A 26,127-nucleotide genomic window follows, 5' to 3' on the forward strand; every position below is an offset into this window, starting at 1 on the left:
TCATTTGCGCCGCGCCCTGCGGTCCGCCAGGGCCAGCAGCGCCTCTGCTCCGGCGATCATCAGCAGGACCACGAAGGTCAGGGCAAGAAGCCGGTCCGTCATCAACCATGTCTGCGCCGACTGGATCGCGCGGCCAAGTCCCTGACCGCCGCCCAGAAGCTCGACCAGCAGGGTGATGCGCAGCCCGTTGGCCACGGCGACACGCAGCGCGGGCATCAGCGCGGTTGCAAGCGCAGGCCACAGGACATGGCGCAACCGCCGCAGGCGGGGGACGTGGAACAGCCGTGCCATCTCGTCAAGTTGCGGGTCGATGGCGCCAAGGCCCGCAGTCGTCGCGATCTGGAACACCGGCACAAGCAACGCGGACACGGCCGCCACCACCATCGTCCCGCCGCCCTCGAGCCAGAGGATCAGCAGAATCGCCAGCACGGCCGCGGGCAGACCCATCAGGACCAGCCGCAAGGGCGCCAGAGCTGCGCCGATCAGCGGCCAGCGAAAGGACATCCATCCAAGCACGAGACCAAAGAACAGCGCCAACAGCACGCCGGCAAGCGCTGCGGCGAGGCTGGGCGCAAGGCTCCCGGTCCAGAATGTCCGCTCCCCCAGAAGTGCAATCAGCGCGCGTCCGACCGCCAGCGGCCCGGGCAGGATTGCGGGCAGTGTCTGCCGTGCGATCACCTCCCAAAGCAGCAGGAGCAGCCCTGCTCCGGCCAGACCGGCCCCAAGACGCGCCGCCTTGGCGGGAGGAGACGGGCTCACTTTCGGATCCCGGAGGCATAGAACTCCGGTCCCGGCAGCGTGCCGCCGATTGCCTGCGGGGCGAGGTCGAAGATCTCGCCGTAAAAGGCCCTCAGGGGGGCAGCATCGGCGGGCATGACCAGAAGGCTGGCGGTGATGCCCGCAAAGGCCGATGCCCCGGGCCCGGTCGAGAGTTCCGGAAAAAAGCCCGCCAGAAGAGCATGTGCCTGCCCCGGAGTGGCCGCGAGGTCCGAATGAGCCGTTTCCAATGCCGTGACGATCTTTCCGCGCGCAGGCAAATCGGGGCTTGCAAGCAGTGCGCCGCCGGGCGGGCAGGCCGTCGCGCCGGTGGCTTTTTGCCAGAGCGGACACAGATCGGAACGCCGCCGCAATGTCGGGTCCGCCGCGAGCGCCGCACTGGCCATCGGTTCGGCCAGAAGCGCGAGATCCGCCTTGCCGGCCAGCAGCATCTGCATCGAAGCCGGATAGGCGCCGGTGTAAAGCGGTTGCCAGGCCGTTGTGCCAAGAATTCGGCGCAGCATCAGATCGGGCAGATTGCCCTCGAAGGGCACGGTGATCTTCAGACCGCTCAGCGCTTCCGGCCCATCCAGATCGGAGCCGCGCCCGATCAGCCACAGATTGCCCCCGGTCACGCTGGCCGCAAGAAGATCGCCTTTCATCCCGCGCGCCTGCAACAGGGGCGCCATGAGCACCGGCGCCATCGCCACCACCGGCCGCCCGGAAGCGAGCTCCTTGCGCAGCGTTTCAGGATTGGTCCAGGGCCGGAAGGTGAAGGTGATCCCGTCGGCTGCCAGCGGTTGTTGCGCGGCAAGCGCGATCAGCGGGGCCGAGTCCCAGATCGGCGGGCCGGTCAGGATCACTTCCTCGGCTCGCAGGGGGGCGGGCAGGCCAAGAAGCAGCGCGGCGAACAGAGGGAGCAAGTTCATCTGGGGGGCGCCTTGGGGTCAGAAGGGGAAAGGGATTTGCGGCCCATGTCGACGCGGAACCGGCCGAAGGGCGTTCCGATCCATTTCGAACTGACGGCAAGGCCTGCCTGTGCCATCGCATCGGCGATCTCGCCATCGTCAAAGGAAACGTCGCGCTGCCACAGCGCGGGCATCAGACGGCCGATCACATGTTCCTCGGGGGCGCAGCGTCCCTCGGTCAGCGTGGCATGCAGCGAGACGAACACCCCCCGAGGCGACAGCCGCTCGGCGATCCGCCCAATCAAGGCGCTGATCCCCCGATCATGGAAATAGAGCGTCATCGAGGCGAAGATCATGTCGAAGGCCCCTTCGGGCAGCGGATCGTTGTAGCTGCCCGGATGCACCCGCACCGACAGTTCCGCCAGTTCTGCCGCGATGCGCTCGGCGACCGGCGGCAGGTCCAGAAGGGTGATCCGCAGATCGTGTCGCAGGGCAGACAAGGCGCGGGCAAGCGTTCCCGAGCCGGGGCCGATCTCGAGCAAGCTTTGCGCGCTTTCCCATTCCGGCAGACCGGTCAGACACGGAAGCATCACCTCTGCCGCCGCGCCGCGATGAAACGAGGCAAGGCTTTCATGCGCGCGGTTCCAATAAGCCGCGTCAAACAGCGGCCGCTCCGGAGAGGGCCGCTCCGGCGCCAGAAGCTCGGCGATCCGGTCCAGCCCCGCATGCCTGAGCCGCGCCAGCGCCTGCAGGCTGGGGATCAGGCTGGTCGGGCTTCGCGCCGACAGCAGCGGCAACAGATCGGGCGGCGTCTGGAACGTTTCGCCCGCCCGGTCCAGAAATCCGCAAGCCACAAGGGCGCGCAGGACCAGCGTCAGTCGATCCGGATCCAGACCCTGCGCCAGCGCCAGATCGGACGCCCCGACTGGCGCCGCGCAAAGATCGAAGAGTCCCGTTTGCATCGCATGGTCGAGCAGGGCAAAGCGGATCGGCCCCTCGATCGTCTCGAACAGCACATGCGCCCCCTGATCGCGGCGGGGAGCCGTCTCCGGAGTCACCATTGCGTCGTCCAGTTCAGCCCGAAGCTGCGCGGCTGGCCATCCTCGACCAACGTGCCGTAGAACGAGCGCAGCGACAGCGCGGCATATTCCTCGTCAAAAAGGTTGTGCGCCCAGAGCGTCAGCACTCCGTTACCCAGATCGCGGCTGATCGAAGCGTCGACGATCCGGTAGCCATCCTGTTCCAGAGTGTTGGCCGCGTCGAAATAGGACGACCCGTAGCCGTTGACTGCAGCGCGCGCACGCCAGCCATCGCCGCCTTCCCAGGTCACACCAAGACCGTAACTCAGGTTTGGAGCCATCGGCAGCTGGTTGCCGGAATAATCCACCGGCCCAGCACCCGTGCGGGTCATGAAGGAGGTTGCCCGCGCATGCTGCCATCCGAGCGATCCATCAATCTGCCAGCCATGACCAAGGGGGGCGGACAGCGCCGCCTCCAGCCCATAGCTTTCGGCCTCGGCGGCGTTCGAGATTTTCTGAACCGCGCCCACCACCGTTTCGGTGATCTGCTTGTCCTTCACCGTGGTGTGAAACCCGGTCAGGCTGAGGCTCGCGTCATTGAGAAAGATGGTTTTCAGACCGATTTCCGCGTTCCAGCTGTATTCGGGCGCGTAGATCAGGCTCGCGGCATTGCCCGCAAAGGCATAGTTGTAACCAGCGGGCATGTAGCCGCGCGCATAGGAGGCGTGCAGCGTCGTGCGGTCGGAGATATCCCACGCCAAAGTGGCTTTCGGCAGCGGCGTCGTCGTCGCATCCGAGGCGGCATAGCTGCCCGCCAGCGAGAAGGTCTGGCTGGCAGAGCTGGCGATATGGTCGATCCGCAGCCCGCCGCCAAGACGGAGCCGGTCAGTCAGCGCAACCTCGCCAAGGCCGTAAAGTGCGACACCGTTTTGCGTGATGCTGGTCACCCGGCGCGCGCCCATTCCGCGCAGGTCGAAATCCACGTCGGTTGCCTGATGATAAGCGTGAAGGCCCAAAGACCATTTGAACCGTTCGGCGCCCTCGAGCGAACTCAGCCGGATCTCCTGAGAGATCATGCGGTCCTTCAGATCGAAAGCCGTCACGGCGACCCCGGGGATTGGCGGGAGCGGGCTGGAATCGGTATCGAGCAGGAAATCGCGATCAAAGGTGGTGAAGCCGGTGATGGTGGTCAGATCGAACCCGTCCAGGGTCTGGGCATAGTCCAGCGAAGTGACGCTCGAACGGCGGTTTTCCCGGGATGGATCGCTGTAGCGACTTTCGTAGCGGCCGGTCGCCTGCGGCCCGTCGATGTAGCGATACTGCTCCTTGCCGAGGGTCTCGTCTTCGCCAAGGAAGCTGACCCGCAGCGTGCCACCGTTTTCGAAAGCCCAGGCCGCCCCCGCCAAGAGGCTGGTTCGGCCTTCGCGTCCGCCATCGTCATCGCCGCCCGGGCGCGGGTCCGAGATCACCCCGTCCGTTTTCGACCGCTCCAGGCCGAACAGCAGTGCCGGAGCCCCCTCCTTCGCCGCGCCCCAAAGCACCGAGGCGGTATAGCCCGGCGGCTGCGCCCCGGCATCCGAGCCGGAAACGCCAAAGCCCAACTTGACCCCGGTGAAATCGCCCGGGCGCAGCGTGTCGTAGATCAGCAGACCGGCTTCGCTATTGCGCCCGAAGGCCGTTCCCTGCGGCCCTTTCAGCAGTGTCACCTGTTCGGCGGCGAAAAAATGCGGCAGTTGCAGCGTCCCGAGCGGCAGGGCGACGCCATTCACCTGGTAACCGACCGGGTCGCTCAACGCGTTGTCAAAGGCGGAAAGGCCGCGAACCACCAGACGCTCACCGGAATTCGCGCGCTGAAACAGAACATTGCCCGCCCGTGCCGTCACCGCCTCAAGATCCGGGGCGTTGCGCTCGGCCAGATCCGCGCCGTCAATCACGGTTGCATCGCTGGCGGAGCGCAGCGCGGTCTCACTCCAATGACTGGGTGAGATCTCGATGGTGCCAAGGTTGGTCGCCTCCTGCGCGCAAAGGCCGACAGGGGTGGCGCCAAGCGCAAGGGCGGCAACCGAAATCAGGACCCCGCGATGGCGCGGGCCGGGCAGTGGCGGCAAGAAAAGAGGGGCAGGGCACATGTCACGGTCCTCGCTGCGGATGGGCGCCTGCGGGTTAACACGGGCCTGCCGCCCCGACTTTCATCCGGGCAAATAAATCTTCCATTCGGCGAAACCATCAGTTGCGCTGGCTGCCATGGCGGCGCCAGCTGCGCGCGGTCATGCCGAAGCGCTTGCGAAAGGCGGTGCTCAGATGGCTGGGGCTGGAAAAGCCGCAGTCATAAGCGATTTCTGTCAACGAGCGGCCTTGATGGCCGATCAGTTCTGCCGCTCGCTCCAGCCGGAGTTCTCGCAAGCGCTCGAAGACGGTCGTGCCGGTTTCGCGACGGAAGCAGCGGTTGAGCGTGACATGGCTCAGGCCCAGATCCTGCGCCAGATCGTCAAGACTGAAGGTCTCGGCCAGCCGGTCGCGCAGCAGCGCCTCTGTGCGCGCCACCAGCAGCATTGCCTCGGGCATGGCCCCCGCACGGCCCTGCTGCGCCAGTTCCTCGAAGACATTGCCGACGAGGGCGAGGCAATCTCCCTCCTTGCGCAGCAGCGCCGCCGGGGTGTCGGCGCCATCAAAAAAGCGTTCCGGCAGCCCGCGCGCCGGACGCGACAGCCGAAACCTGCGCACCATCCCCGGGTCGGGCAATTCCTGCGCGATCACCCGGCACAGCCGTTCCGTGACCGCTTCGGCCTCGATCACGATGACCAGATTGGAACAGCCCTGCCCGGGATGCAACACACGCGTCAGGGCTTCGGAGTTGGTGCGCAGCACCCATCCCTCGCCGTTGCAGATGTCGTGATCACGCCCCGCGGCGTCCCGGATCGTCATGATCCCCAAGAGGTTGAAGGCGATCAGCAACCGACCGGCGGGCCAAAGGATGACATCCTCTCGTCCCCGGCCGGGGGCGAATTGGCTCAGCGCGACCGAGATCCCCGGCCCGAGCCGCAGCAGATCGATCCGCGTTGCAGCGCCGACCCCGGGCAGGGTGATCCGTGTGGTCTCGCCCTCTCCCGGAAGCGAGCGGGCCGGTTCGATCCGGCCGGAAACAGCCGCGCCCGGTCCCCGGCGATGATCCGGACAGGGGGCCGATGCGGGTTTGGCGACATCCGCAAAATCAGAAACCCGGCTGCGGGCAGCCGATGACAAGCCAGACTCCATAATTCCTCCGATCCGTCACACCCGACGGCTGAGCCAGACTGCAAGGTCGGTCTCCTGACTTGCGGGTCGCTGCCTTCCCGCCCTTCCCATGTCCGGCGTCAGTCCGGGCCACAGTGGATTTTCGGGTCGGCTCGCCGCTCACAGTCGCGGGGGCGGTCGGATTTGGCTCTTGCCCTCCTGCAAGCCGCAGGCGGGATGGCTGTCCTGTTCCCTGCCATCGGATCTGCGATGGCACCATGCACGGACGAAGGCTGCCAGTTCGGGACAGGAAGGTCAAGCTGTCCGGAACGCCCGGCCGCCTCGCCCTCGCGCCGCGGTGCCGCGCTCCGCCGTCTCTCGACGGCCTGCCGGAAAGTCTTGCCTGGCCGTCGAAGCTGGACCTGACGCGGATCATCCCTTACGGTCGGGAGGGTCTGCTTGCTCGCAGCGGCATCTACCCCACCGACGTCCTGGAGGATCTACCTATGAAATTCGTTTCTTTCAAATCCCTTGCGGGAGCCGCGCTTGCGGTCGGCCTGATGGCGCAGGGCGTTGTGGCGCAAGACCTGCAGTTTTTCAGGATCGGAACCGGAGGCACGGCCGGGACCTACTATCCGATCGGCGGCCTGATCGCGAACGCGATTTCCAATCCGCCGGGATCGCGCGCCTGCGCGGATGGCGGGTCTTGCGGCGTGCCCGGGCTGATCGCCACTGCCGTGGCCTCGAACGGGTCGGTCGGCAACGTGAATTCGATCAACGGCGGCACGCTTGAGGCAGGCTTCAGCCAGTCCGACGTCGCCTTCTGGGCGCAGACCGGAACCGGCATCTGGGAAGGTCAGCCGCCGGTCGAAAAGCTGCGGCTGATCGCGACCCTTTACCCCGAAAGCATCCATCTTGTCGCCACCAAGGCGTCGGGCATCACCTCTGTTGCCGATCTCAAGGGCAAGCGGGTGTCGCTTGACGAGCCGGGATCGGGCACGCTGGTCGATGCCAAGATCATTCTGGGCGCCTTCGGCCTGACCGAAGCCGACATCACGCCGGAATATCTGAAACCCGATCAGGCCTCGGACCGGATGCGCGACGGGGCGATGGACGCGTTCTTCTTCGTGGGCGGTTATCCGGCCGGTGCGATCGCCGAACTGTCCAGCCAGCATGAGGTGGTGATGGTTCCGATCACCGGCCCCGAGGTCGATGCGCTGCGCGCCGAATACAAGTTCTTCGCCAATGACGTGGTTCCGGCGGGCACCTACAAGGGCCAGGACGCCGAAGTGCCCACCCTGTCGGTGGGCGCGCAGCTGGTGACCTCGGCCGATCTCTCCGAAGAGCTGGTCTACGGCATCACCAAGGCGATGTTCAACGAGACCACCCAGAAGCTGTTTGCCAACGGACATTCCAAGGGCAAGTTCATCACGCTGGAAAATGCGGTGCAGGGCGCGGGTATCCCGTTCCATCCGGGCGCCGAAAAGTTCTATAGGGAAGTCGGCGCGATCAAGTGATCGGCCTGTTCTGAACCGACCGGGAACGCGATCGCGACCGCCGATCGCGTTCCTTTATCTACACGAGCCTTGAGGATACCCCGATGAGTGACGGCAAACGCGCGATGACCGCAGCGGAGCTTGCAGCGATCGAAGAACAGTTCGATCCCGAAGCGCGCTTTCGCACCGTCACGCGGCCCGTGGCCACTCTGGCGGGGGTGATCCTCTTCGCGCTGGCCTGCTATCACTACTATACCTCCGGTTTCGGCATTCCGCGCGCCACCACCCATCGCGGCATCCACATGGGGGTGTCGCTGCTGCTGATCTTCCTCAGCTTTGCCGCGCTGTCCTCTCGGCGCCACAGGACGCATGGTTTTGCCGTGCTTGGCCTGCCGGTCACGGACTGGCTTTTCGGCATCGGGGCACTGGTCAGCGCGCTTTATGTGCCGTGGATCTATGATCAGCTTGCCTTCCGCATCGGCAATCCGCTGCAGATCGACGTGGCGATGGGGACGATCCTTCTGGTGACCCTGCTTGAGGCCGTGCGCCGGTCGATGGGCTGGCCCTTGCCCCTCATCGCGCTGATGTTCATCGGATATGCCTATTTCGGCCAGTCGATGCCGGGGATCTTCGTGCATCCCGGAGCGGACTGGTCGGGGATCGTCAACCACCTTTACCTGTCGTCGCAGGGTGTCTACGGCACCGCGCTGGGTGTCATCGCGACCTATGTGTTCCATTTCGTGCTGTTCGGGGCGATGGCGCAGCGTATCGGGCTGGGTCAGTTGTTCATTGACCTGGCGACGGCGCTGACCGGGCGCTTTTCCGGCGGTCCGGCGAAAGTGTCGGTCGTGTCCTCGGCGCTTCTGGGCTCGATCTCGGGCTCGTCCATCGCCAATACGGTGACCACCGGCGCGCTGACCATTCCCGCGATGATCAAGATCGGCTTCCGGCGTCATTTCGCGGCGGCGGTCGAGGCGGCCGCCTCCACCGGCGGTCAGATCACCCCGCCGGTGATGGGGGCGGTGGCGTTCCTGATGGTCGAATATCTGGGCATCCCGCTGCGCACCATCCTGATTGCGGCCATCGTGCCCGCCTTCATGCACTTTTTCGGGGTGCTGGTGCAGGTGCATCTGGAGGCCCGGCGACTGGGCATCCGCGGCCTGCGCAAGGAAGAATTGCCCAATGCGATGCGGGTGCTGCGCGAGGGCTGGCTGTCGATTCTGCCGCTGATCCTGCTGGTTTACATGCTGATGTCGGGGCGCACGCCGTTTCTGGCCGCCTTCTGGGCGATCACCGCCTGTATCGTGATCTATGCCATTCAGCGGGTGATGGCGGCGGGGCTGGCCAAGGGCATCCGCGAGTTCGCCGCGGGCATCTACGAGAGCTTCATCTCGGGCGCCAAGGGCGCGCTTGCCGTGACGGCGGCTGCGGCGCTGGTGGGGGTTGTCATCGGGGTTGTCACGCTGACGGGCATCGGCTTCAAGATCGCGTTCATGCTGACCAGCGTGGCCCAGGGTTGGGCGGAAAGCACCCATGCTTTCCTCGCCTTCCTGCCGATCGAACTGTTCAGCATGTCCACGCTCGCACTCTTGTTCACGCTGATGATGACGGCGGTGGTGTGCATCTTGATGGGCTGCGGGATTCCGACGACGGCAAACTACATCATCATGGTCGCCGTGGCGGCCCCGGTCCTGTCGATGATGAATGTCGAGCCGCTCGTGGCGCATTTCTTCGTGTTCTACTTTGGCGTGCTGGCGGATGTGACGCCCCCGGTGGCGATGGCCGCCTATGCCGCCGCGGGGATCGCCGGGGCCAATGCGTTCAAGGCCGGCAACACCGCGTTCCGCCTTTCGATGGGCAAGGCGCTGGTGCCGTTCATGTTCGTGTTCTCGCCGTCCTTGCTGCTGGTGACGGCAGATTTCAGCTGGGGATCGTTCGCGCTGGCGTTCAGCGGGGCCGTGCTTGGCATCATCGCGCTGTCGGCGGCCATCACCAACTGGCTGCTGCGCCCGCTGCTGCTGATCGAACGGGTGGCTCTGCCGATTGCGGCGCTGCTGATGATCGCGCCCGAGATCATCTCCACCGTGATCGGGGCGGCCATCCTGGCGGCGGTGACCCTGCGTCAATGGCTTGCGGACCGCCCCCGATCGCCCGCCGTCCCCTGACAGAAAGTCCCCAAAGCGCCGTGATTGCCGGAAGGCCGGCCTTTCCCGATGACGGAATGACAGCTCTCTTGCTGCGCCATGCGTCATCCGCGAAAAGCCGCTTTCCGCCGAGATCGTGTCAAAACTTGCCGACTCTGCGACCCGGACAGTCCAGCGCGAGATGGCGGCCTTCAGAGACCGTGGCTGGCTGATCAAGAAACGCCCCGCGGCGCGATGGACCCGCTGCCGAGGTGGAGGATCGCAAGGTGATCCCCTCCCGCAGATCGCCTTAGCTGACGGTGTTGAACGGGCCACTTGACGAAATGCGGCGGCAGTCCTAGCTATATGTCTAGCCAGCTAGCCAGATGGGTGCGTTGATGTGGACCGTTCAGGATGCCAAGAACAAGTTCAGCGCGGTGGTCGAAGCTGCGCTTGCGGGTCAGCCGCAAGAGGTGAGCCGTAGAGGCAAGCCCGCGGTGGTGGTTGTTTCCGTAGAGGAGTATCGACGACTTCTGGCCGGGGCGGTGAAAGCGCGCGAAAGCTTTGCGGATCATCTGATGGCGTTTCCCGGGGGCGATGTGCCCCGGGCCACTGTTGCCCCGCGCAATGTGGACTTCTGATGTACATCCTTGATACGAATGTCATTTCTGCTGTGCGTCGTCCCGACCGCGCGCCGAAGGTGGCCGCCTGGCTGCGCGGAAAAGCGGAGCAGGATCTCTTTTTGAGCGTCATCACGCTGGGCGAGATCGAACGCGGCATTCGTTTGCAGGACCCGCGTGATCCCGACTTTGCGCGCGACCTTCGCGTTTGGCTGGATCGCACCGTTCTGATGTTTTCGGACCGCCTGCTTCCTTTCGAGGCGGAGGATGCGCGGATTTGGGGCCAGCTGTCCGCCGCCATCGGACATAATGGCGCGGATCTCATGATCGCCGCCTCCGCGCTGCGCCACGGCGCAACGGTCGTGACCGGGAATGTCAGCGATTTCGCCCCGACCGGAGCGATGTTGGAGAACCCATTTTAAGGGCCTTGTGCGGAATTCGCGCCGAGACATGAGAGCCAGGCACGGTATCCGTGGCCCCGGCAGCGGTCCCGAACCCGGCGCTCAGCCGGTCAGCGCCGCCTCCGCCATCGTTCCGATCATTCGAGGGGCCGAAAATCGGGGTTTATCGGGCCGATGCACCGCTTGCATTCAGGAATGCGGGCGCGGACCCAGCAGCAGGGGCGCAAGCGCGATCAGGATCAGCATGAAGGCCAGCGCCCAAAGCGTCGCCGCAAGGATCGTGCCGGGAGTGTAAAGCGCCAGCGGCCCGACGGCGGCGGCCCAGCGAAGCAGCGCGGCCAGCGGGATCAGCGCATAGGCCAGCGCGACGGGGAAGGGGGCGACCAGCGGGCGGCCGGTATGGCCGAGCGTGGCGCGGCTCATCACCGCGCTGACCATCGTGCCGATGCCGCCGATGGCGGAAAAATGCAGCGCGCCGATCTGAGATCCGATGCCGAAGGCGGCCAGCCCCTGCAAGAGCGCGCCGAAGCCCACCAGCGCCATCGCCGCATGCAGGACGGCCAGGATCGGCTCCCCCCGCACCGCCCAGCCCTGCCAGCGCGCGATGCGGATCAGCTGGGCCGCGCCAAGGGTCAGTTCCGCCGTGCCGATCACCGGATCCGGCAGGCCAAGGGTGATCGCCAGCGCGGCGGCGATCGCGGCACCGACGGCCAGCCTGTCGGCCGGTGCGAAGCTGACCGGCAGGCCCGGGGCCCGGGGCTTGCCCAGATCCGGGGCCGCGCCCGCCAGCATCGCCCGGCGCGCCAGCGCGTTGCGGGTGAAGGCCGGGGTGATCCGCCCGCCGATGATGACGATCAGCGCGATCAGCGTTGCCAGCGCCCCGTGCAGCCCCGCGACGGCATCGCCCATCGGCCAGCCGAGCAGATCCAGCAGCACCCGCAGCTGCGCCCCCCAGATCAGCGCCACGACGCCCAGCACCAGCAGATTGGCCGGTTTCGGCGCCGCCCGCAGCATCAGCCAGATCCGCCCGGTCAGGACCGGCAGGAAAGCCAGCGCAAGCCCGGCGGCCAGCGGCGCGGGCAGCGCCCCCCAAAGCCACATCCCGACCCGTCCGGCCAGCCACAGCCCCCCGGCCAGGATCAGGAACCGCGGCCCGGCCGGGGCGGCGCCGGTCCAGTTCGGCACCGCCGTCAGCAGGAACCCCGCCGTCGCCGCCGCGCCGAAACCGAAGATCATCTCGTGGCCATGCCACCATTGCGGCACCATATCGGCGGGCAGCTCCATCATGCCGCCAAACGCGTGCACCGCAAGCCACAGCCCCCAGACCAGCATCGCCACCGTGCCCCAGACGGCAGAGAGCAGGAAAAACAGACGGAAGCCTTCGGAAAAAAGGCGTTTGAGGGCGGTCATGGCAGGTCCTTTCGCGATCTGTGCGCAGCTTGGCGCAAAGCGCCTTGATCCCCTTGATGAAAGTCAAGGAAGGCCCGCGAGCGGCGGGGGATCACGGAAACGGGAAAGGCATGGAGGCCTTGATGACGACATCGTCCCGCACCACCCCCCCGGCAGCGATCCCCGGGCGCCTGCCGCGCCTGTCCCGCCTGGGGCTGCTGCTTTATCCCTTTGTCACCGCGGCGGTGGCGGTCAACCTGTTCATGCTGGGACTGATGGGGCAGGCGCTCGGCTTTGCCGCGCTGTCGCCGACGGCGGCGCTGCTTTGGGCGCTGCCCTTTGGCCTGCATGCCAGCGTGCTGGCGGCGCGCTGGGTCCGAAGCCTGATTGCCGAGGCTGGCGGGATCTGACGCCGCCCCGGACAACCGGGGCGGCAAGGGGGCTCAGGACAGGACCCGTTTCAGCGCCGGAACGTGGCGCAGCAGCAGCGCATCGAGCGCCAGCACCGCAAGGATCGCCGCCCCGCCCAGCGGAAAGGCCAGCCCGACCAGCACCGCGACGACAAGCCCGCCAGTCCAGAGCCGCGCCTGCGGCCCGCGCGGCGGCGCGGCCAGACGCCCGGCCGCAACCGGACGACGCTTCCACCACAGCACCACGCCCGCGACGCAGGACAGCACCAGACCGGCGCAGATCAGCAGGTTCAGCGCGACGCTCCACCAGCCCAGCTGCCCCTCGTGCAGGGCGATCCCCACCGCCATCATCTTGCCCATCAGCGGGTAATCGGCAAAGCGGACATCGGCCAGCACCTTGCCGGTATACTGGTCAAGATGCACGGTGCGGTCGCTGGTCGGGGTCGGGCTGTCATAGCTTTGCGAATCGCGCGACAGCGTCCAGACCCCGGTCGCATCGGCGGGCGCCGAAACCTGCACCCGCGCGTCAAAGCCAAGCGCCCGGGCCCCCGCCATCACCGTCTCGAAGGTGACGGGCGTCCCCGGCGGCAGCAGTTGCACCCCCGCCTGCGAGCCCGAGGCGGGCAGCTGCACCAGTTCCAGCACCCAGGGCACCTCTTCCTGCGCGGTATGGTTCATCGCGGCATGGGTTGCGTCCGAAAGCGGCACCGCATCCCATTTCGCGGCCGGAAAGCTGGACCAGGGCTGCACGATCCTGCCGCCCCAGACGCCGGTCCAGCTCATGCCGGTGAGCAGGAAAAACGCAAGGAACAGCGCGACCCAGACCCCGGTCGTCACATGCAGCGACTTCCAGAAGCTGCGCCCCCGCGCGGCCAGATCGGGCACCAGCACCGCGCGCCAGCCTTTGCCCTGCCGCGGCCAGGCCAGATAAAGCCCGCTGGCCAGCATCATCACCGCAAGGCTGGCGGCGATTTCCACCAGCGTATCCCCCGGCCCGCCATTGCCGCCCCAGAGCAGCTCGCCATGCAGGTTGGTCAGCCAGTCGTTCCAGGTGCCCGCCTCGGGACGATCGGAAACGACCGCGCCCGAATAGGGATCGACGGCCAGCATCCGCGCCGTCTCGCCGTCCTCTACCCGCACGATCGCCGGGGTCCGGTCGTCGCGCGGGGAGATGTATTTGTCGGCCCGGCTGCCCGGATGCGCAGCCTCGGCGGCGGCGATCTGCGCGCCGACGCCCAAGGCCTGCGCCGCGGGGGCGATGGCGATGCGGTCGCCATATTCCGAATCGATGGCGGTGAACCACACCATCAGCGCCCCGGTGACGGCCAGCATCAGCAGGAAGGGAACGACGTAAAGCCCGGCGTAGAAATGCCAGCGCCAGGCGGTGAAGTAAAAGCTGTTCAGGCGCGGCTGCGCCTCGGGGGGCGTGGCCCCCGGCGGTAGATCGGTCATGATGTCTCCTGTGAAAGTCGTGAGCTCTGGTCAGGTCACGGCAGTCACGGGGGGGCCGGTGGCGGGCGGCAGGCCGGTCACATGGCCGTCGCGCAGGATCGTCGGGGGCGGTTTGATCCGGGTGGCCCGCGCCATCCGCACCGGCAGCGGCAAGCCCGCGGGCAGCGCGGCAACCGGCGCCGCCAGATGGCAGCAGGCCCAGCTGCAATGCCGGTCATCGGAGGCGGGCAGCCGATCAAGCGGCTTTCCGCTGTCAAGATCAAGGATCACCGACACCGGGCCATGGCCCGAACACAGCACCATCTCGAGCGTGCCCGAAGCCGCGCGCAGCGGCCGCACCGCGGGCGGCAGCAGCGCCGCCAGAACCAGCCCGAGAACGAGCGTCCAGACGGCAAGCCGGTCAAGCTTTCTGAAGGCCGGTGCTTTCATGTCTCTCGCAGTAATCACGCCGCCGTCATGCGTCAATATGGCGCAGACCGGGTCAGGCCAGATGTTCTACACGCGCCCCCGGAAACCGGGTCACGGCCTGCAGGATCGTCTCGGCCCGCGGCATCAGACAGGCCGCGGTCGAGAGCGCATCGGCCAGACCGGCCTCGGGCGCGGTGATCGTCACCAGCTTCCAGACCGCGGGCGCCGGGCGGCCGGTCCCCGGATGCAGGATGTGACCGACCCGCCCGGCGCTGTCGAAGGTCGTTCCAAGCGCCGAGGAACTGGCCAGCGCGCGATCCTGCAAGGCGACCTGACCGCCTGCGGCCAAGGTGATCGGCCAGGGCGTGCCATCGGTCTGCGGGCCAAGCGCGCGCATCTCGCCGGTGTCGATCAGGATGCGCTCCAGCCCGCGGCCGCGCAAAAGCGCCGCCACCTTGTCGGCGATGAAACCCTGCGCAATGCCGTTCAGCGTCAGCGTCTGTCCGGGGGCCAGCCGGATCCCGCCGCTGTCGAACCGCACCGAACCCCAGTCAACCCGGTGCAAAGCCGCCGCGATTTCCGCCTCATCCGGGGCAAGACCGGCGCCGAACCGGGTCGCATACAGCGTCCAGAGCGGCTGCACCGTCGGATCGAAGAGCCCCGCCGTCGCAGCATGGACCGTTCCCGCCAGCGCCAGGCATTCGAGCAGCTCGAAGGGCGGATCTTCCAGCCGACCGGCCGCATTCAGCCGGCTCAGCGCGCTGTCGGCCCGGGTCAGCGAAAACACCGCCTCCAGTCGCGCGATCTCGGCGGCGGCTTCGGCGGTGATCGCCGCCGCCTCGGGGTGGTCGATCACGATCCGGGCGCGGGCGCCAAGGGCGATCCCCTCCCAGACCCGGCTGGCGGCGGCGAGCGGGCTGGCGGCAAGGGCGGCGATCCCGGCGGAAATGCTCAGAAACCGGCGGCGGCTGAAATCGGTCATCACATCCCCCCCTGCATCTTCGCATGGTCGTGTTTTTGCATCCGCGCCCGGTAATCGGCCTCTTCTGCCGCCTGCACCTCGGGCGGGACGGGGGCCAGAACGGTCTCGGGGATTTCGGAAAGCCGCATCAGCTGCCCACCATATTGGGCGATGAAGGCCCGGGCATCCTCGGTCCGGGCGAAGGGCACGGTTTCGGGCTGATCCATCCCGCCCAGCCGCGAGCTGCCGACCACATAAACCGCCGTATCGGCGGCGATCCAGGGCAGGCTGCCGGGCTTTGTCCAATCGCCCGCGCCCATGTCGGTGACATAGCTGGCCTGCACCGCGCCATCCTTTTCGGGCATCCGCAGATAGGTGACGACATCGCGCACCTGACTGAAGAACAAGGGTTTTCCGGGGTGGGCATCCAGATGCACCTGCGCCTTCGGGCCACCGTGATCGAGAATGTTCATCTGGCAGAAATAGCCCACCGCCTCGGGGGTCAGCGACACCGGCTGCGGGATCGCGGCCTCCTCGCGGCAGGCGGCCAGCAGGCAGAAGGCAAGGAGGAAGCGTTTCATGGCACGACCTTTTTGAACGAGAGAAGGGCAAGCCCGCCCGAGACGAGGGGCCACAGAAGGACGGAGGCCGCCGATTGCCAGACCGGCACCGCCTGCGCGGCGGCAGCGACCCCGGCGGCGACCGCCGTCGCCTGCGAGGCGGCCAGGTTGTAAAGCCGGAACGCATCGGCCGGATTGGCCAGCAGCGTCAGCGGAAAGACCTGTCTGGTGAAAAAGCCGCCATTGTCTGCCACCACCGCGGCCAGAAGCGCCAGATCATAAAGCACGACGACCAGAAGCCAGAGCCCGATCGCCAGGCCCGCCGCCCCCGAGGGCCGCCTGGCCCGCGCCGAGATCGCATAGCCCAGCCCAAGGAAAGTGGCGCCAAGCGCGACCGAGGTCCAGATTAGCCGCAACAGCGCGCCAAGCCCCGCGACCGAGGCCGGATCGAGCAGCACGGCCGCCACCCCCGCCGCGCCATAGCCCGCCACCAGCGCCAGCATCAGGATCGCCAGATGCGCCGCCGCCTTGCCCGCCAGGATCCGCCCGCGCCCGACCGGATAGGTCAGGATGAGCGAGAGCGTGCCGCGTTCGGCCTCGCCCGCCACCGCGTCGAAGGACAGCAACAGCGCGATCAGCGGCACCAGATAGACCGAGAGGCTGGTCAGGCTGGCCACCGTCACCGACAGCCGGTCCACGCCCAGACTGCCGGTGGGGCCAGAGCCCGCCGCGGTCAGGATCAGCGCGAAGATCACCATCAGCACGGCGGCAATCGCCAGCCAGCGGTTGCGCGCGGCGATGCGGAATTCGGCTTTCGCCAGCGCAAGGATCGCCGTCATTGCCCGTCCCTCCGGCTGAAATGGCTGTAGATGTCTTCAAGCGAGGGCGGGATCAGGTCGAGATCGGTCACCGCCGCGCCCAGAGCCGCAATCCGGCCCAGCCAGGCCAGCTTCTGCCCCTGCGCCACGTTCAGATGAAACTGCGCGCCGGAAAGCACCGCCTCGGGCAGGGCAAGGGCGACGGTTTCGACCTGCCCGAACGCCGGGGTGATCTGCAGCGTCACCGGCAGATCGGCCGCGGCGCGCAGACCGGCCAGCGTGCCCGTCGCCACCAGATGCCCGCCCGACAGGATCACGATCCGGTCGGTCCGCGCCTCCACCTCGGTCAGCGCATGCGACGAGAGCAGGATCGCCGCGCCCTCGGCCGCCAGTTCGTCCAAAAGCGCATAGAAATCCCGCCGCGACACCGGATCGAGGCCAGAGGTCGGTTCATCAAGGATCAGCAGTTTCGGACGCCCCACCAGCGCCTGCGCCAGCCCGACGCGCTGCCGCATCCCCTTGGAATAGGTGCCGATCCGCCGCCGCGCCGCGCCATGCAGTCCGACCCGATCGAGCAGGCTGCGCGCCTGCCCGGGATCCTCGCCGCGCAGCGACAGAAAAAGTCGGATCTGTTCCTCGCCGGTCAGGGCGGGGTGAAAGGCGACGTTTTCGGGCAGATAGGCCACGCCCGCCCGCGCCTGCGCCGATCCCGGCGCCGCCCCCAGAACCGAGACCTGCCCGCCGTCGAACGGGATCAGGCCGAGGACGATCTTCATCAGCGTGGATTTGCCCGCGCCGTTATGGCCCAAAAGCGCCACCCTTTCGCCGGGGGCGACCTGGAAGCTGACGGCACTGAGCGCCGCAACCTCCTGATAGTGCTTAGTGAGCGAGGTCAGTTTCAGCATCTTCTTCGGTGTCTTTCGTCCAGCGGTCGCCCAGTTCCGCCGCAGCCGCGGCCAGTTCGGGGGCAAGGGGGATTTCAAGGGGCGCCATCAGCGGATGGCTGTCGACGATGCCGCCGGGCAGCGTCGCGGGGAAACTTTGCTGGCTCCAGCGGATCAGCTGCACCGCGGGCGCGCCGATCAGAAGCCCGGCCGCGGGTTGCGACCACAGGATATGGTCCATCAGGTCATTCGGCCGGAACGCCTGATCGGCAAAGCCGTCGCCGTTCAGATCGAAGGCGGCAAGGTCGGACCAGAAATTGCCGCGCCCGTCCAGGCTCCATTCCAGATCGCGGGTGCCGACATATTTCACCTGATTGCGGTTGCCCACAAAGGCATTGCCGGTCACCGCATTCCGTGCCGATCCGGCGGTATAGTGAATGCCGATGTCGCAGCCCTGAAAGCGGTTTTCCGCGATCAGGTTCTTGTTCGCATCGTAAAGAAAGGTGCATTTCGCCGCGCCGATGACCAGATTGCCGATCACGTCGGCATCGTTCGTGGAATTCAGCATCACCCCGTGGTCACGATCCATCAGCGAGATATTGCCCGTCACCTGCACCCGGCGCGAATACATCATCGCAAAGCCAAGGTGGTTGCCGATCGAGATATTGTCTTCGACCACGCTGTCATTCGTATACATGTAGTGGATGGCAAAGCGCAGATCGCGAAAGGTGTTGCGCCGGTAGATGTCCTTTTTCGAGGCATTGGAAAAGATGCCGTCGCGGCCCCAGCGCACCTCGTTGTCCTCGATCAGCACGCCGGGCGCGTTCCAGACGTAAAAGCCGTTGCCCCGCGCGATCATGTGCGCATCCTGCCGCCCAAGGATGGTGTTGCGCCGCGCCGTGCCGTCGATGGCGCCGTGAAAGTCGATCCCGTGCAGGTTGTCGCGCAGAAGGTTGCCCTCGATCAGCGTGCGGGCCACGCCCTTGACCACCTTGATCCCGGCGTCGATCTCCTCGTTGCGGCGGCCCGAGTTCTGCACGGTCAGCCCGCGCAGGGTGACGTCATCGGCGGTCACGGTCAGCACCGTGCCGCGGCCGTTGCCGTCGATCACCGCGCCGCCCTGCCCGTCAAGCGTAAGGGATTTGTCGATGACGGCGGGGCCATAGGACCCCGCCGCCAGTTTGAGCACGTCGCCCGGGCGGGCCGTGGCGATCGCGCCTTGCAGGGCTGCCTTGCCCGGGAACACCATGACCGTTTCTGCCTGCAAGGGGCAGGCGAGCAGGATCAGGAGGAGAGAGAGACAGGGCAGCCGCATCGGTTACGCCTTCGGACGCACGAACATGCGGCCGCGCATTTCCATGTGCAGCGCGTGGCAGAACCACTGGCAGTAATACCAGTAGACGCCCGGATTGGCGGCGACGAAGGTGACCGACGAGGTCGCCTGCGGTCCGATCTCCATCGCCACGCCGTGGCCGCCCATGGTGAAGCCATGCGTCAGGTCGTCGATGTCATCGAGGTTGGTGATGACCATCGTCACCTCGTCGCCCTCGTTCACCTCGAAGCTTTCCATCGCATAGTTCGGCGCCACGGCCGACATGTAGACGCGGACCTTGGTCGGATCGGCCTTGTCGCGGATGACAAAGGCCTGTTCGTCGTCCAGATCGACGCCATCGGCCTCGGCCTGTTTGCGCGTCTCGGCCCAGAACGGGTCGTTGCGGTCCCAGATCGATTTGATGCCCGTCATCTTCGAGGCATGCACGGCAATCGCATCATGCGGTTCCGCGAAGTTCGGCCCGTCGTGCACGACCTTCATCTTGTCGCCCGAGATGTCGATCAGCTGGTCGTTTTCGGGCTTCAGCGGCCCGACGTTCAGGAACCGGTCCTTGGAGAATTTGCACAGGCAAACCAGCCACTTGCCATCGGCCTCGAGGGTCTCGCCCATCGAGGTCTTGAGGTGGCCCGGCTGATATTGCACGTCGCATTTGTCGAGGATCGGATCGACCTTTTCGCCCGCGTAAAGCCGCTTGGCCAGATCGATGTTCCATTTCACCACCTGGCTGTCGAGGAAGAGCGAGGTATAGACATTGCCCTTGCCGTCAAAGGCGTTGTGCAGCGGGCCCAGCCCCAGTTCCGGTTCCGCCACCACGACCGAACGCGGATCGACATCCGAGGCAAACAGCGTGTCCAGCTTCGTGACGTCGATCACCGTGACGGTGGGCGAGAGCTTGCCGCCGATGCACAGGTGCACCTTGTCGGGGGCCATGTTGCAGCCATGCGGGTTGTTCGCGACGGGGATGTAGCGGGTGTAGTTCTTGTTCGAGCCCTTGCGGCCGTCGATCACCTTGACGCCGTTGAGCGTTTGATAGTCGCCCGCTTTGATGCCCTTTTCGATCTCGGCGATGTTGAAGACGACGACATGGTCCATGTCCGAGGCGGTCATCTGGGCGGTGTTCATGCCCATTTCGCTGTTGTAGCTGGTCGAGAACGCCCATTTGCCTTCGTAATCGGCGTCGCAATTGTCGAGGTTGCCGGACACGATCACCTGCCACGCCACATCCCACTTGTCGGCATCGACCGCGGTGAAGATGTTCACGTAAGTGCCCACGTCGTCCATCGTCGCGCCGTCATTGGCCAGCGGCGTTTCATCCTCGCCGTTGCAGAAGACGTAATTCGAGCGCGGCCATTTCTGCGGCCGCAGCCCGTGGATGGCGTGCGCATTCGGGATTTCGAGGATCGCATCGCATTTCATCACGTCGCAGCGCACCCGGGCGACGCGGGTATTCGACTTGTCATTCATGAACAGGAAGCGGCCGTCATACTTGCCCTCGGTGAAGGACATGTGGACGTGGTGCAGATCGCCCTGATCGTGGATCTTCTTGCCGTTGGCCGCGAGGAATTTCTTCGTGTGTTCGGTCATCGCGCGCTGATGCACGCGCAGCGACTCATTCGTCTGCCCCCAGCCGGTGGCCGAGCAGCGGTTGAACACCGGAACCCGCATCAGCTCGCGCATCGAGGGCACGCCGAGAATGCGCATCTCGCCCGACTGGCCCGAGGACCAGAAGCCGTAATATTCGTCCAGCTGGCCCGGGGCGACCTCGAAGCCGCCCGTGGCGCCTTCGGCCTGCGCCGCGGTGGCCAGCGTCGCCGCGCCGATCCCGGTGCCAAGCGCCAGACGGCCGGCAAGCCCGCCCGCCAGCGCCGCGCCGCCCGCGGTGGCGCCCAGAAGCATCCTGCGGCTGATGCCGGATCTGGTTTCCTCGGTCATGGTCGAACTCCTTTTCGTTCAGTGAGGGGTATGGGGATGGTTGCGCAGATCGCGCGGCACCGACGCCGATGTCGGCGCCACGGCGGCGCGGCGTTTGTCCTGCCGGATCACCACCGGGCAGCGCGCGTGGCTTTGGTAAAGCACCTGGCAATGCAGGCAGGTGACGCATTCGTTCGGGTTGATCTCGCCCGTGGGGTGGATCGCCTGCACCGGGCAGTCATGCGCGCAGACCTGACAGGGGTTGCCGCAATCGTGGTAGCGCTTGAGCCAGTCGAACATCCGCAGCCGCGCCGGAATGGCGAGTGCCGCGCCCAGCGGGCAGAGATAGCGGCAATAGAACCGCTCGACAAAAAGCCCGGCCAGCAGCAGCGCGGCGGCATAGGCGACAAAGGGCCAGGCGCGCACGAATTTCAGGATGATCGCGGTCTTGAAGGGCTCGATTTCCGCCAGATGTTCGGCCTGTTCGATCGAGCCCAGCGAGACCCCGAACAGCCCAAGGAAGATCATGTATTTGATCGGCCAAAGCCGTTCATTGAGGCCCCAGGGCAGGGTCCATTGCGGAATGTGCAGGGCGCGGGCGATGCGGTTGGTGATTTCCTGCAAGGCGCCAAAGGGGCAAAGCCAGCCGCAATAGGCGCCGCGGCCCCAGAACAGCAGCGCGGCGGCGACGGCAAACCACAGGATGAAGGTCAAGGGATCAAGCAGGAAGGCCTGCCAGCTGAAGGAGGTGGTCAGCGCGCCGAAAAGCGCCATCAGATTGACCACCGAAAGCTGCGCATTGGCGTAAAAGCCCAGGAACACCAGCGTCACCGTCAGGAAGCTCATGCGGAACCAGAAGAAGGCCCGGGCATTGCGCGTCATCGCGTTCTGGAAAAAGAAGACCAGCGTCAGAACGGTCAGCATCGCCCCGGTGACGGCGATCTCAAGGCGCTTGCCCGCCCAGATCGACCGCCACAGATCGGCCTGCGCCGCGGTTTCCTCGACCGGGGCGGGCGCCGCCACGGCCACGGGTTTCAGATAGCCCGCAGGCAGCTGATAGCCCAGATCGAAGGTGGTGAAGACCTTATCCGTCGCCGCCACCGGGCGTTGCACCAGAAGCTGCAGCCGGAACGGTTTCGCAGGGTCAAAGCCCAGATCGGCCGGGATCCGGAACAGGTCGGTTTCGGTGAAGCCGGGGGCGCCCTTGGCCTCAAGCGAGACCAGACGGCGGTGATCGCGGTCATGGAACCGCACCGTCACGTCATCTTGCACCAGCACGATGCGGTCAAAGATGCCGCCGCGGACATAGCCCGAGCCCTTGAAGGAATAAAGCCCGTTCGCCGCCACGGCCACGGCGGCTTCGCCGGGCTTGAGCCAGGCCTGCAGGTTTGCCGCCTCGGCCGGGCCCAGAACCGCCTTGCCGATGCCGGGCACCGAGACCAGCGCCAGATTCAGGTCGATGAAGCTTGTCTGCGGCGGCTCGCGCAGCGCCCGGGCGGCGGCGCGCGGATCGGGCAGGGCCGCGAAAGCCTCGTTCACCTGACCGACATCGAGCGACAGCCGCCGCACCGTGCCGTCGCCCAGCATCGACAGCCAGCCTTCGGGGGCAGGGGCCTCCGGGTTGATCTCGGCCTTCGGGCCACTCGCCACCTCGGCGCTCATGCCACCCAGGCCAAGCGCCCGGGCGACCTTGATCCCCGATCGCAGCATCGAATCGTCGATCACCATCACCGTGACCGTGGCGCCCGAAATGATCTGCAGATCATGCGCCGTGGCCTTGTCGGCGGCGGCTTTCGGCAGATCGACGCCGATATAGGAGCCGACCAGCGCCTTGACCTTGGCCTCGGGGATGCCGACCAGAACGATCGGCTCGGAATGCTTGACCAACTGCGCGCCGATCACCTTGCCCGCGGGGTCCAGCGCCATCATCACATGGATGGGCTTGCCCGAATAGCCGGTGGTGCCGACGAAATCGGAGGTCACATAGACCCAGCCGAGTTGGGTCTGCCCCTGCAGCACCGGGGCAACCGCCAGATCCTCGCGCAGGGGGCCGAAACCGTCGGCGCCCGGGACAAGATCTGCGGCCGCGATCTGCGGCAGGTATTTTTCCAGCACGGTTTCCGCGGCCCGCGCGGGCCCCGACAGCACCGCCAAAAGCCCGAACACCAGCCCGCAGCAAAGGGAAAGGAAAAAGGTCGGTCTGCGCATCAGGAAATCATCCGGACAGGGGCCGCGCACGGGGGGCCGCGGGCAGCGGGAACAGGATCGGGCCGCGCGGGCATCTCGGCGCGGGCGGTCATCCAGAGGGGGTCGAAACGGGTGTCGGCGACCTTTGTCAGCCGGGCCGGAGGCGGCACCAGCGCCCCGGCGGCGGCGGCAAGACAATCGGGGCAGGCGGCGCAATCGGCGGCGCCGGGCGCCGGGGCGGCATGGCCCTCGGCATCAAGCCAGATCACGTCGCGCGCGCCCGCATCCGAGCAGATTTCCATCGGTTGCAGCCCCGCCTGCGCCGCGCAGGCCGCCGCCCCCCAGGCGCCCGCCAGCACCAGAGCCAGACAGAGGCTCAGGCGAAGGGCCAGGGCGGCCAGCGGCGTCAGACGCCGCGCAAGGGGCGCGGTGAAGGTCATGATCTCTCCCTAAGGAGGGATCCTGCCATCGGCCTTGATTTAAGTCATGTGGAATATCCTTTTTATCGGATCTCGACCCGGCCGCGATTTCGCGTCAAGATATGTGCATCCGTTCAGAGGTGGCCCTTGCGCCTGACGACCTTCACCGATTACGCCCTGCGCCTGCTGATCTATACCGCCGGCAAGCCCGAGAGCCGGGTGACCATCGACGAGGTGGCGGAGTGGTTCGCAATCTCGCGGGCGCATGTGAAGAAGGTGGTTCTGACCCTGTCGCGCGGCGGATTTCTGCTGTCGAGCAAGGGGCGGAACGGCGGTTTCACCCTGGCGCGGCCGCCCGGAGAGATCAATCTGTCAGAGGTGATTCTGGCGACCGAGCCGGATTTCGGCCTGTTCGAATGCTATCTGACCGGCAATGAATGCCGGATCTCCCGTCCCTGTCGGTTGCCCAATGTCGCCAACGAGGCGCTAGCGGCCTTTCTGGCAGTGCTGGGCAAATACACCCTGGCCGATGCGATGCTGCGGCCTGCCTATTTCCTGCTGCCCGCCGCGGGCCCGCAACCGCTGCGCGGCCCGAAAAGACCCGCAACACAGGACGGGCCCGGCTTGAGCCCGGGCAAAGTGTCATAAGCAATGTTATGTAAAGCTTCGAACGTCCTCCGCGCCGGAACCTTGATCCCGGCCTGACCGCCGCGGCGCTGCCGCGGGATCGGCGTCTTCGGTGCAGCATTCTCGCGGCCGCCAGACCACCGAAACGCGGGTTTCGCAAACAGCGTCCAGCCGCCTGCCTCTTGCGGCGCACTCTTTCATCGCCTATCGTCGATTGACGAAAAAGGGGCTATAGATGGTTACCGACGACACACTTGCGGAACTGGCGAAATCGCTGGCGCATCCGGCCCGGCTGCGCATCCTGCGGGTGCTGCTTGCCACGCCGGGCTGCATCGGCGGCGAGATCGTGGAGGCGGTCGGGCTGGCGCAATCTACGGTGTCGGAACATCTGCGCATCCTGAAGGCGGCCGGGATCATAACCGGCGAAATCGACGGGCCGCGCATCTGCTACGCACTCAGCCCCCCCGCCCTTGCACCTCTGGGCGCGTTCATTGCCAGCCTGACGCCCCCGCCCGAGGGGGCGTGCTGCCTGCCCGCCGGAAAGGACATTCCATGAGCCTCTTTGAACGCTATCTGACGCTTTGGGTTGCATTGTGCATCGGTGCGGGGATCGCGCTGGGGCAGATGTTCCCCGCCATCTTTCGCGTGATCGGCGCGACGGAGATCGCCCGCGTCAACCTGCCCGTCGCGGTGCTGATCTGGCTGATGATCATTCCGATGCTGCTCAAGATCGACTTCGCCGCGCTGGGTCAGGTGACCCGCCACTGGCGCGGCGTCGGGGTGACGCTGTTCATCAACTGGGCGGTGAAGCCGTTTTCCATGGCGGCGCTGGGGTGGCTGTTCCTGTCGGTCCTGTTCCGCCCCTTCCTGCCTGCGGATCAGATCGAAAGCTACATCGCGGGGCTGATCCTGCTCGCCGCCGCCCCCTGCACGGCGATGGTCTTCGTCTGGTCGAACCTCTCGAACGGCGAGCCGCATTTCACGCTGAGCCAGGTGGCGCTGAACGATGCGATCATGGTCGTGGCTTTCGCGCCGATCGTGGCGTTTCTGCTGGGTCTTTCGGCGATCACCGTGCCCTGGGCGACGCTGGTGCTGTCGGTGGTGCTTTACATCCTTGTGCCGGTGGCGGTGGCGCAATGGATCCGCCGCCGCAAGCTGGCCGAAGGCGGCGAAGCGCTGCCACGGCTGCTCTCGCGCCTTGGTCCGGTGTCGATCCTTGCGCTGCTCACCACGCTGGTCTTGCTCTTCGGCTTTCAGGGCGAACAGATTCTGGCCCAGCCCCTGGTGATCGCGCTTCTCGCGGTGCCGATCCTCATTCAGGTCTATTTCAACGCGGCGCTTGCCTATTGGCTCAACCGCGTGACCGGCGAGGCGCATTGCGTTGCCGCCCCCTCGGCGCTGATCGGGGCGTCGAATTTCTTCGAACTCGCGGTGGCGGCGGCAATCAGCCTGTTCGGCTTCACCTCGGGGGCCGCTTTGGCCACGGTGGTCGGCGTGCTGATCGAGGTGCCGGTGATGCTCTCGGTGGTGCGGATCGTGGCCCGCACCAAGCCCTGGTATGAAAGCGGCCCCGCCGTGCGGGCGCGGGCCGGGCATTGATCTCAGCAGCACGTCCCGGAGCCGCAGCCGCAACCACCCGCGCTGACGGCTGTGGCGCTGCCGGTGACGGGAAAGCCCCGGGCGACCCAGCGGGCCAGCCCGTGCTTCATGTTCGTCACCTTCGCATAGCCCTGATACATCAGGAAATAGGTGGCCTTGAGGCTGCGATCACCAGTGGCACAGGCGAGGATCACCTCGCGGTCGCGCGGGATTTCGGCAAAGCGGGCCTCGAACTGGCTCAGCGGAATCGTCATCACCGCGCAGCCCGCAAAGCCGCAGGCGGCAACCTCGTCCGCCTCGCGCACATCGACGAGCAGCGCCCCCTCGGCCAGCCGCTTTTGCGCCGTGGTCGGGCAGGCGTCGCGCGCCTCGGGCAGATCGACCTGGGTCATCTCACGCCTCCTCTTGCAGCCAGACCAGCACCTGATCGCGGCTCGGCACCGCGCCCTTGTGAACGACCTTTTCCCCCACCACCACGGCAGGCGTCGTCATCACGCCATAGCCGACGATCTGGCGCATCTCCTCGATCTTGACGATCTCGACCGGCTTGCCCGCCTCGGCCGCCACCTGCGCGATCAGATCGGCGGTGGCCTTGCACTTGGCGCAGCCCGTGCCCAGCACCTTGATTTCCAT

26 protein-coding genes and 1 riboswitch are annotated in these 26,127 nt (G+C 66.4%); of the genes, 8 read left to right on the forward strand and 18 right to left on the reverse strand.

Annotation, left to right across the window (positions count from 1 at the left end):
* From RCAP_RS17760 to RCAP_RS17780, 5 genes are all read right to left on the reverse strand, one after another.
* The gene (locus RCAP_RS17760) at nucleotides 1–759 is read right to left on the reverse strand and encodes an ABC transporter permease (RefSeq protein ID WP_013069284.1); all 759 of its coding nucleotides are present in this window, start codon (nucleotides 757–759) and stop codon (nucleotides 1–3) included.
* The gene (locus RCAP_RS17765; protein WP_013069285.1) at nucleotides 756–1,685 is read right to left on the reverse strand and encodes a substrate-binding domain-containing protein; all 930 of its coding nucleotides are present in this window, start codon (nucleotides 1,683–1,685) and stop codon (nucleotides 756–758) included. Before RCAP_RS17765 ends, RCAP_RS17760 begins: the two co-directional genes overlap by 4 nt.
* A complete protein-coding gene (locus tag RCAP_RS17770) occupies nucleotides 1,682–2,725 on the reverse strand; it encodes an SAM-dependent methyltransferase (RefSeq protein WP_013069286.1) in 1,044 nt (347 codons plus the stop codon). The genes RCAP_RS17765 and RCAP_RS17770 overlap by 4 nt, the downstream gene beginning before the upstream one ends.
* On the reverse strand, nucleotides 2,719–4,812 hold the full coding sequence (locus tag RCAP_RS17775; protein WP_013069287.1) for a TonB-dependent receptor: 2,094 nt from the start codon (nucleotides 4,810–4,812) through the stop codon (nucleotides 2,719–2,721). Before RCAP_RS17775 ends, RCAP_RS17770 begins: the two co-directional genes overlap by 7 nt.
* Before the next feature lie 97 nt (nucleotides 4,813–4,909).
* A complete protein-coding gene (locus RCAP_RS17780; RefSeq protein WP_023925889.1) occupies nucleotides 4,910–5,926 on the reverse strand; it encodes a helix-turn-helix domain-containing protein in 1,017 nt (338 codons plus the stop codon).
* A 39-nt stretch (nucleotides 5,927–5,965) separates the two neighbouring features.
* Nucleotides 5,966–6,192: riboswitch (cobalamin riboswitch) on the reverse strand.
* A 210-nt stretch (nucleotides 6,193–6,402) separates the two neighbouring features.
* Here RCAP_RS17780 and RCAP_RS17785 point away from each other — a divergent pair.
* The 4 genes from RCAP_RS17785 to RCAP_RS17800 all read left to right on the forward strand — a co-directional run bounded on the left by RCAP_RS17785 (nucleotide 6,403) and on the right by RCAP_RS17800 (nucleotide 10,557).
* A complete protein-coding gene (locus RCAP_RS17785) occupies nucleotides 6,403–7,413 on the forward strand; it encodes a TAXI family TRAP transporter solute-binding subunit (protein ID WP_013069289.1) in 1,011 nt (336 codons plus the stop codon).
* 83 nt (nucleotides 7,414–7,496) lie between these two features.
* On the forward strand, nucleotides 7,497–9,557 hold the full coding sequence (locus RCAP_RS17790; RefSeq protein WP_013069290.1) for a TRAP transporter permease: 2,061 nt from the start codon (nucleotides 7,497–7,499) through the stop codon (nucleotides 9,555–9,557).
* A gap of 356 nt (nucleotides 9,558–9,913) precedes the next feature.
* Nucleotides 9,914–10,156, forward strand: coding sequence for a type II toxin-antitoxin system Phd/YefM family antitoxin (locus RCAP_RS17795; RefSeq protein ID WP_013069291.1), 243 nt, complete (start codon nucleotides 9,914–9,916; stop codon nucleotides 10,154–10,156).
* The gene (locus tag RCAP_RS17800) at nucleotides 10,156–10,557 is read left to right on the forward strand and encodes a type II toxin-antitoxin system VapC family toxin (protein WP_013069292.1); all 402 of its coding nucleotides are present in this window, start codon (nucleotides 10,156–10,158) and stop codon (nucleotides 10,555–10,557) included. Before RCAP_RS17795 ends, RCAP_RS17800 begins: the two co-directional genes overlap by 1 nt.
* Nucleotides 10,558–10,725: 168 nt before the next feature.
* Here the strand turns inward: RCAP_RS17800 and RCAP_RS17805 are convergent, their stop codons facing one another.
* Entirely contained in the window at nucleotides 10,726–11,946 is a 1,221-nt protein-coding gene (locus tag RCAP_RS17805) for an NnrS family protein (RefSeq protein ID WP_013069293.1), read from the reverse strand.
* Between the two features lie 122 nt (nucleotides 11,947–12,068).
* On the opposite strand from RCAP_RS17805, the gene RCAP_RS17810 reads away from it, so the two are divergent.
* Nucleotides 12,069–12,335, forward strand: a complete 267-nt coding sequence (locus tag RCAP_RS17810) for a hypothetical protein (protein ID WP_013069294.1) — start codon at nucleotides 12,069–12,071, stop codon at nucleotides 12,333–12,335.
* Nucleotides 12,336–12,368: 33 nt separating this feature from the next.
* Here RCAP_RS17810 and RCAP_RS17815 read toward each other — a convergent pair whose 3' ends face one another.
* From RCAP_RS17815 to RCAP_RS17860, 10 genes are read right to left on the reverse strand one after another with little or no spacing between them, the layout of a single operon-like run.
* Nucleotides 12,369–13,787, reverse strand: a complete 1,419-nt coding sequence (locus RCAP_RS17815; RefSeq protein WP_013069295.1) for a PepSY-associated TM helix domain-containing protein — start codon at nucleotides 13,785–13,787, stop codon at nucleotides 12,369–12,371.
* Nucleotides 13,788–13,817: 30 nt separating this feature from the next.
* Nucleotides 13,818–14,216, reverse strand: coding sequence for a hypothetical protein (locus RCAP_RS18720; protein WP_013069296.1), 399 nt, complete (start codon nucleotides 14,214–14,216; stop codon nucleotides 13,818–13,820).
* A 52-nt stretch (nucleotides 14,217–14,268) separates the two neighbouring features.
* Entirely contained in the window at nucleotides 14,269–15,177 is a 909-nt protein-coding gene (locus RCAP_RS17825) for an FAD:protein FMN transferase (protein ID WP_013069297.1), read from the reverse strand.
* Nucleotides 15,177–15,737 (reverse strand): nitrous oxide reductase accessory protein NosL, encoded by a 561-nt coding sequence (locus RCAP_RS17830; protein ID WP_013069298.1) that lies wholly within the window; start codon nucleotides 15,735–15,737, stop codon nucleotides 15,177–15,179. Before RCAP_RS17830 ends, RCAP_RS17825 begins: the two co-directional genes overlap by 1 nt.
* Complete coding sequence (locus RCAP_RS17835) at nucleotides 15,734–16,555, reverse strand: ABC transporter permease (protein ID WP_013069299.1); 822 nt, start codon at nucleotides 16,553–16,555, stop codon at nucleotides 15,734–15,736. Before RCAP_RS17835 ends, RCAP_RS17830 begins: the two co-directional genes overlap by 4 nt.
* Nucleotides 16,552–17,439, reverse strand: a complete 888-nt coding sequence (locus tag RCAP_RS17840; protein WP_013069300.1) for an ABC transporter ATP-binding protein — start codon at nucleotides 17,437–17,439, stop codon at nucleotides 16,552–16,554. Before RCAP_RS17840 ends, RCAP_RS17835 begins: the two co-directional genes overlap by 4 nt.
* Nucleotides 17,414–18,733 carry a nitrous oxide reductase family maturation protein NosD gene (locus tag RCAP_RS17845; RefSeq protein ID WP_013069301.1) on the reverse strand — a complete coding sequence of 440 codons (1,320 nt, stop codon included), beginning with the start codon at nucleotides 18,731–18,733 and terminating at the stop codon, nucleotides 17,414–17,416. Before RCAP_RS17845 ends, RCAP_RS17840 begins: the two co-directional genes overlap by 26 nt.
* 3 nt (nucleotides 18,734–18,736) lie before the next feature.
* Nucleotides 18,737–20,683: a TAT-dependent nitrous-oxide reductase gene (nosZ, locus tag RCAP_RS17850; protein WP_013069302.1), complete on the reverse strand. Its 1,947-nt coding sequence runs from the start codon at nucleotides 20,681–20,683 to the stop codon at nucleotides 18,737–18,739.
* An 18-nt stretch (nucleotides 20,684–20,701) separates the two neighbouring features.
* Nucleotides 20,702–22,870 carry a NosR/NirI family protein gene (locus RCAP_RS17855; RefSeq protein WP_013069303.1) on the reverse strand — a complete coding sequence of 723 codons (2,169 nt, stop codon included), beginning with the start codon at nucleotides 22,868–22,870 and terminating at the stop codon, nucleotides 20,702–20,704.
* Entirely contained in the window at nucleotides 22,870–23,289 is a 420-nt protein-coding gene (locus RCAP_RS17860) for a hypothetical protein (RefSeq protein ID WP_013069304.1), read from the reverse strand. Before RCAP_RS17860 ends, RCAP_RS17855 begins: the two co-directional genes overlap by 1 nt.
* 126 nt (nucleotides 23,290–23,415) lie before the next feature.
* Here RCAP_RS17860 and RCAP_RS17865 point away from each other — a divergent pair, with 126 nt between their 5' ends.
* The 3 genes from RCAP_RS17865 to arsB all read left to right on the forward strand — a co-directional run bounded on the left by RCAP_RS17865 (nucleotide 23,416) and on the right by arsB (nucleotide 25,494).
* On the forward strand, nucleotides 23,416–23,916 hold the full coding sequence (locus tag RCAP_RS17865) for an RrF2 family transcriptional regulator (protein ID WP_013069305.1): 501 nt from the start codon (nucleotides 23,416–23,418) through the stop codon (nucleotides 23,914–23,916).
* Nucleotides 23,917–24,130: 214 nt separating this feature from the next.
* Entirely contained in the window at nucleotides 24,131–24,451 is a 321-nt protein-coding gene (locus tag RCAP_RS17870; RefSeq protein ID WP_013069306.1) for an ArsR/SmtB family transcription factor, read from the forward strand.
* Nucleotides 24,448–25,494, forward strand: a complete 1,047-nt coding sequence (gene arsB / locus RCAP_RS17875) for an ACR3 family arsenite efflux transporter (protein ID WP_013069307.1) — start codon at nucleotides 24,448–24,450, stop codon at nucleotides 25,492–25,494. Before RCAP_RS17870 ends, arsB begins: the two co-directional genes overlap by 4 nt.
* Nucleotides 25,495–25,496: 2 nt before the next feature.
* Here arsB and RCAP_RS17880 read toward each other — a convergent pair whose 3' ends face one another.
* Both RCAP_RS17880 and RCAP_RS17885 read right to left on the reverse strand, forming a co-directional pair.
* Entirely contained in the window at nucleotides 25,497–25,886 is a 390-nt protein-coding gene (locus RCAP_RS17880; protein WP_013069308.1) for a rhodanese-like domain-containing protein, read from the reverse strand.
* A gap of 1 nt (nucleotide 25,887) precedes the next feature.
* Nucleotides 25,888–26,127: a thioredoxin family protein gene (locus RCAP_RS17885; RefSeq protein ID WP_013069309.1), complete on the reverse strand. Its 240-nt coding sequence runs from the start codon at nucleotides 26,125–26,127 to the stop codon at nucleotides 25,888–25,890.

Origin of the sequence: Rhodobacter capsulatus SB 1003 (genome assembly GCF_000021865.1) — a bacterium.
Classification (GTDB): Bacteria; Pseudomonadota; Alphaproteobacteria; order Rhodobacterales; family Rhodobacteraceae; genus Rhodobacter; species Rhodobacter capsulatus_B.

Bases quoted from the DNA above. Each gene is read 5' to 3' on its own strand.
- RCAP_RS17765 (WP_013069285.1), bottom strand. From the start codon at position 1,685: ATGAACTTGCTCCCTCTGTTCGCCGCGCTGCTTCTTGGCCTGCCCGCC.
- RCAP_RS17770 (WP_013069286.1), bottom strand. From the start codon at position 2,725: ATGGTGACTCCGGAGACGGCTCCCCGCCGCGATCAGGGGGCGCATGTG.
- RCAP_RS17775 (WP_013069287.1), bottom strand. From the start codon at position 4,812: ATGTGCCCTGCCCCTCTTTTCTTGCCGCCACTGCCCGGCCCGCGCCAT.
- RCAP_RS17785 (WP_013069289.1), top strand. From the start codon at position 6,403: ATGAAATTCGTTTCTTTCAAATCCCTTGCGGGAGCCGCGCTTGCGGTC.
- RCAP_RS17790 (WP_013069290.1), top strand. From the start codon at position 7,497: ATGAGTGACGGCAAACGCGCGATGACCGCAGCGGAGCTTGCAGCGATC.
- RCAP_RS17795 (WP_013069291.1), top strand. From the start codon at position 9,914: ATGTGGACCGTTCAGGATGCCAAGAACAAGTTCAGCGCGGTGGTCGAA.
- RCAP_RS17800 (WP_013069292.1), top strand. From the start codon at position 10,156: ATGTACATCCTTGATACGAATGTCATTTCTGCTGTGCGTCGTCCCGAC.
- RCAP_RS17805 (WP_013069293.1), bottom strand. From the start codon at position 11,946: ATGACCGCCCTCAAACGCCTTTTTTCCGAAGGCTTCCGTCTGTTTTTC.
- RCAP_RS17810 (WP_013069294.1), top strand. From the start codon at position 12,069: ATGACGACATCGTCCCGCACCACCCCCCCGGCAGCGATCCCCGGGCGC.
- RCAP_RS17815 (WP_013069295.1), bottom strand. From the start codon at position 13,787: ATGACCGATCTACCGCCGGGGGCCACGCCCCCCGAGGCGCAGCCGCGC.
- RCAP_RS18720 (WP_013069296.1), bottom strand. From the start codon at position 14,216: ATGAAAGCACCGGCCTTCAGAAAGCTTGACCGGCTTGCCGTCTGGACG.
- RCAP_RS17825 (WP_013069297.1), bottom strand. From the start codon at position 15,177: ATGACCGATTTCAGCCGCCGCCGGTTTCTGAGCATTTCCGCCGGGATC.
- RCAP_RS17830 (WP_013069298.1), bottom strand. From the start codon at position 15,737: ATGAAACGCTTCCTCCTTGCCTTCTGCCTGCTGGCCGCCTGCCGCGAG.
- RCAP_RS17835 (WP_013069299.1), bottom strand. From the start codon at position 16,555: ATGACGGCGATCCTTGCGCTGGCGAAAGCCGAATTCCGCATCGCCGCG.
- RCAP_RS17840 (WP_013069300.1), bottom strand. From the start codon at position 17,439: ATGCTGAAACTGACCTCGCTCACTAAGCACTATCAGGAGGTTGCGGCG.
- RCAP_RS17845 (WP_013069301.1), bottom strand. From the start codon at position 18,733: ATGCGGCTGCCCTGTCTCTCTCTCCTCCTGATCCTGCTCGCCTGCCCC.
- nosZ (WP_013069302.1), bottom strand. From the start codon at position 20,683: ATGACCGAGGAAACCAGATCCGGCATCAGCCGCAGGATGCTTCTGGGC.
- RCAP_RS17855 (WP_013069303.1), bottom strand. From the start codon at position 22,870: ATGCGCAGACCGACCTTTTTCCTTTCCCTTTGCTGCGGGCTGGTGTTC.
- RCAP_RS17860 (WP_013069304.1), bottom strand. From the start codon at position 23,289: ATGACCTTCACCGCGCCCCTTGCGCGGCGTCTGACGCCGCTGGCCGCC.
- RCAP_RS17870 (WP_013069306.1), top strand. From the start codon at position 24,131: ATGGTTACCGACGACACACTTGCGGAACTGGCGAAATCGCTGGCGCAT.
- arsB (WP_013069307.1), top strand. From the start codon at position 24,448: ATGAGCCTCTTTGAACGCTATCTGACGCTTTGGGTTGCATTGTGCATC.
- RCAP_RS17880 (WP_013069308.1), bottom strand. From the start codon at position 25,886: ATGACCCAGGTCGATCTGCCCGAGGCGCGCGACGCCTGCCCGACCACG.
- RCAP_RS17885 (WP_013069309.1), bottom strand. From the start codon at position 26,127: ATGGAAATCAAGGTGCTGGGCACGGGCTGCGCCAAGTGCAAGGCCACC.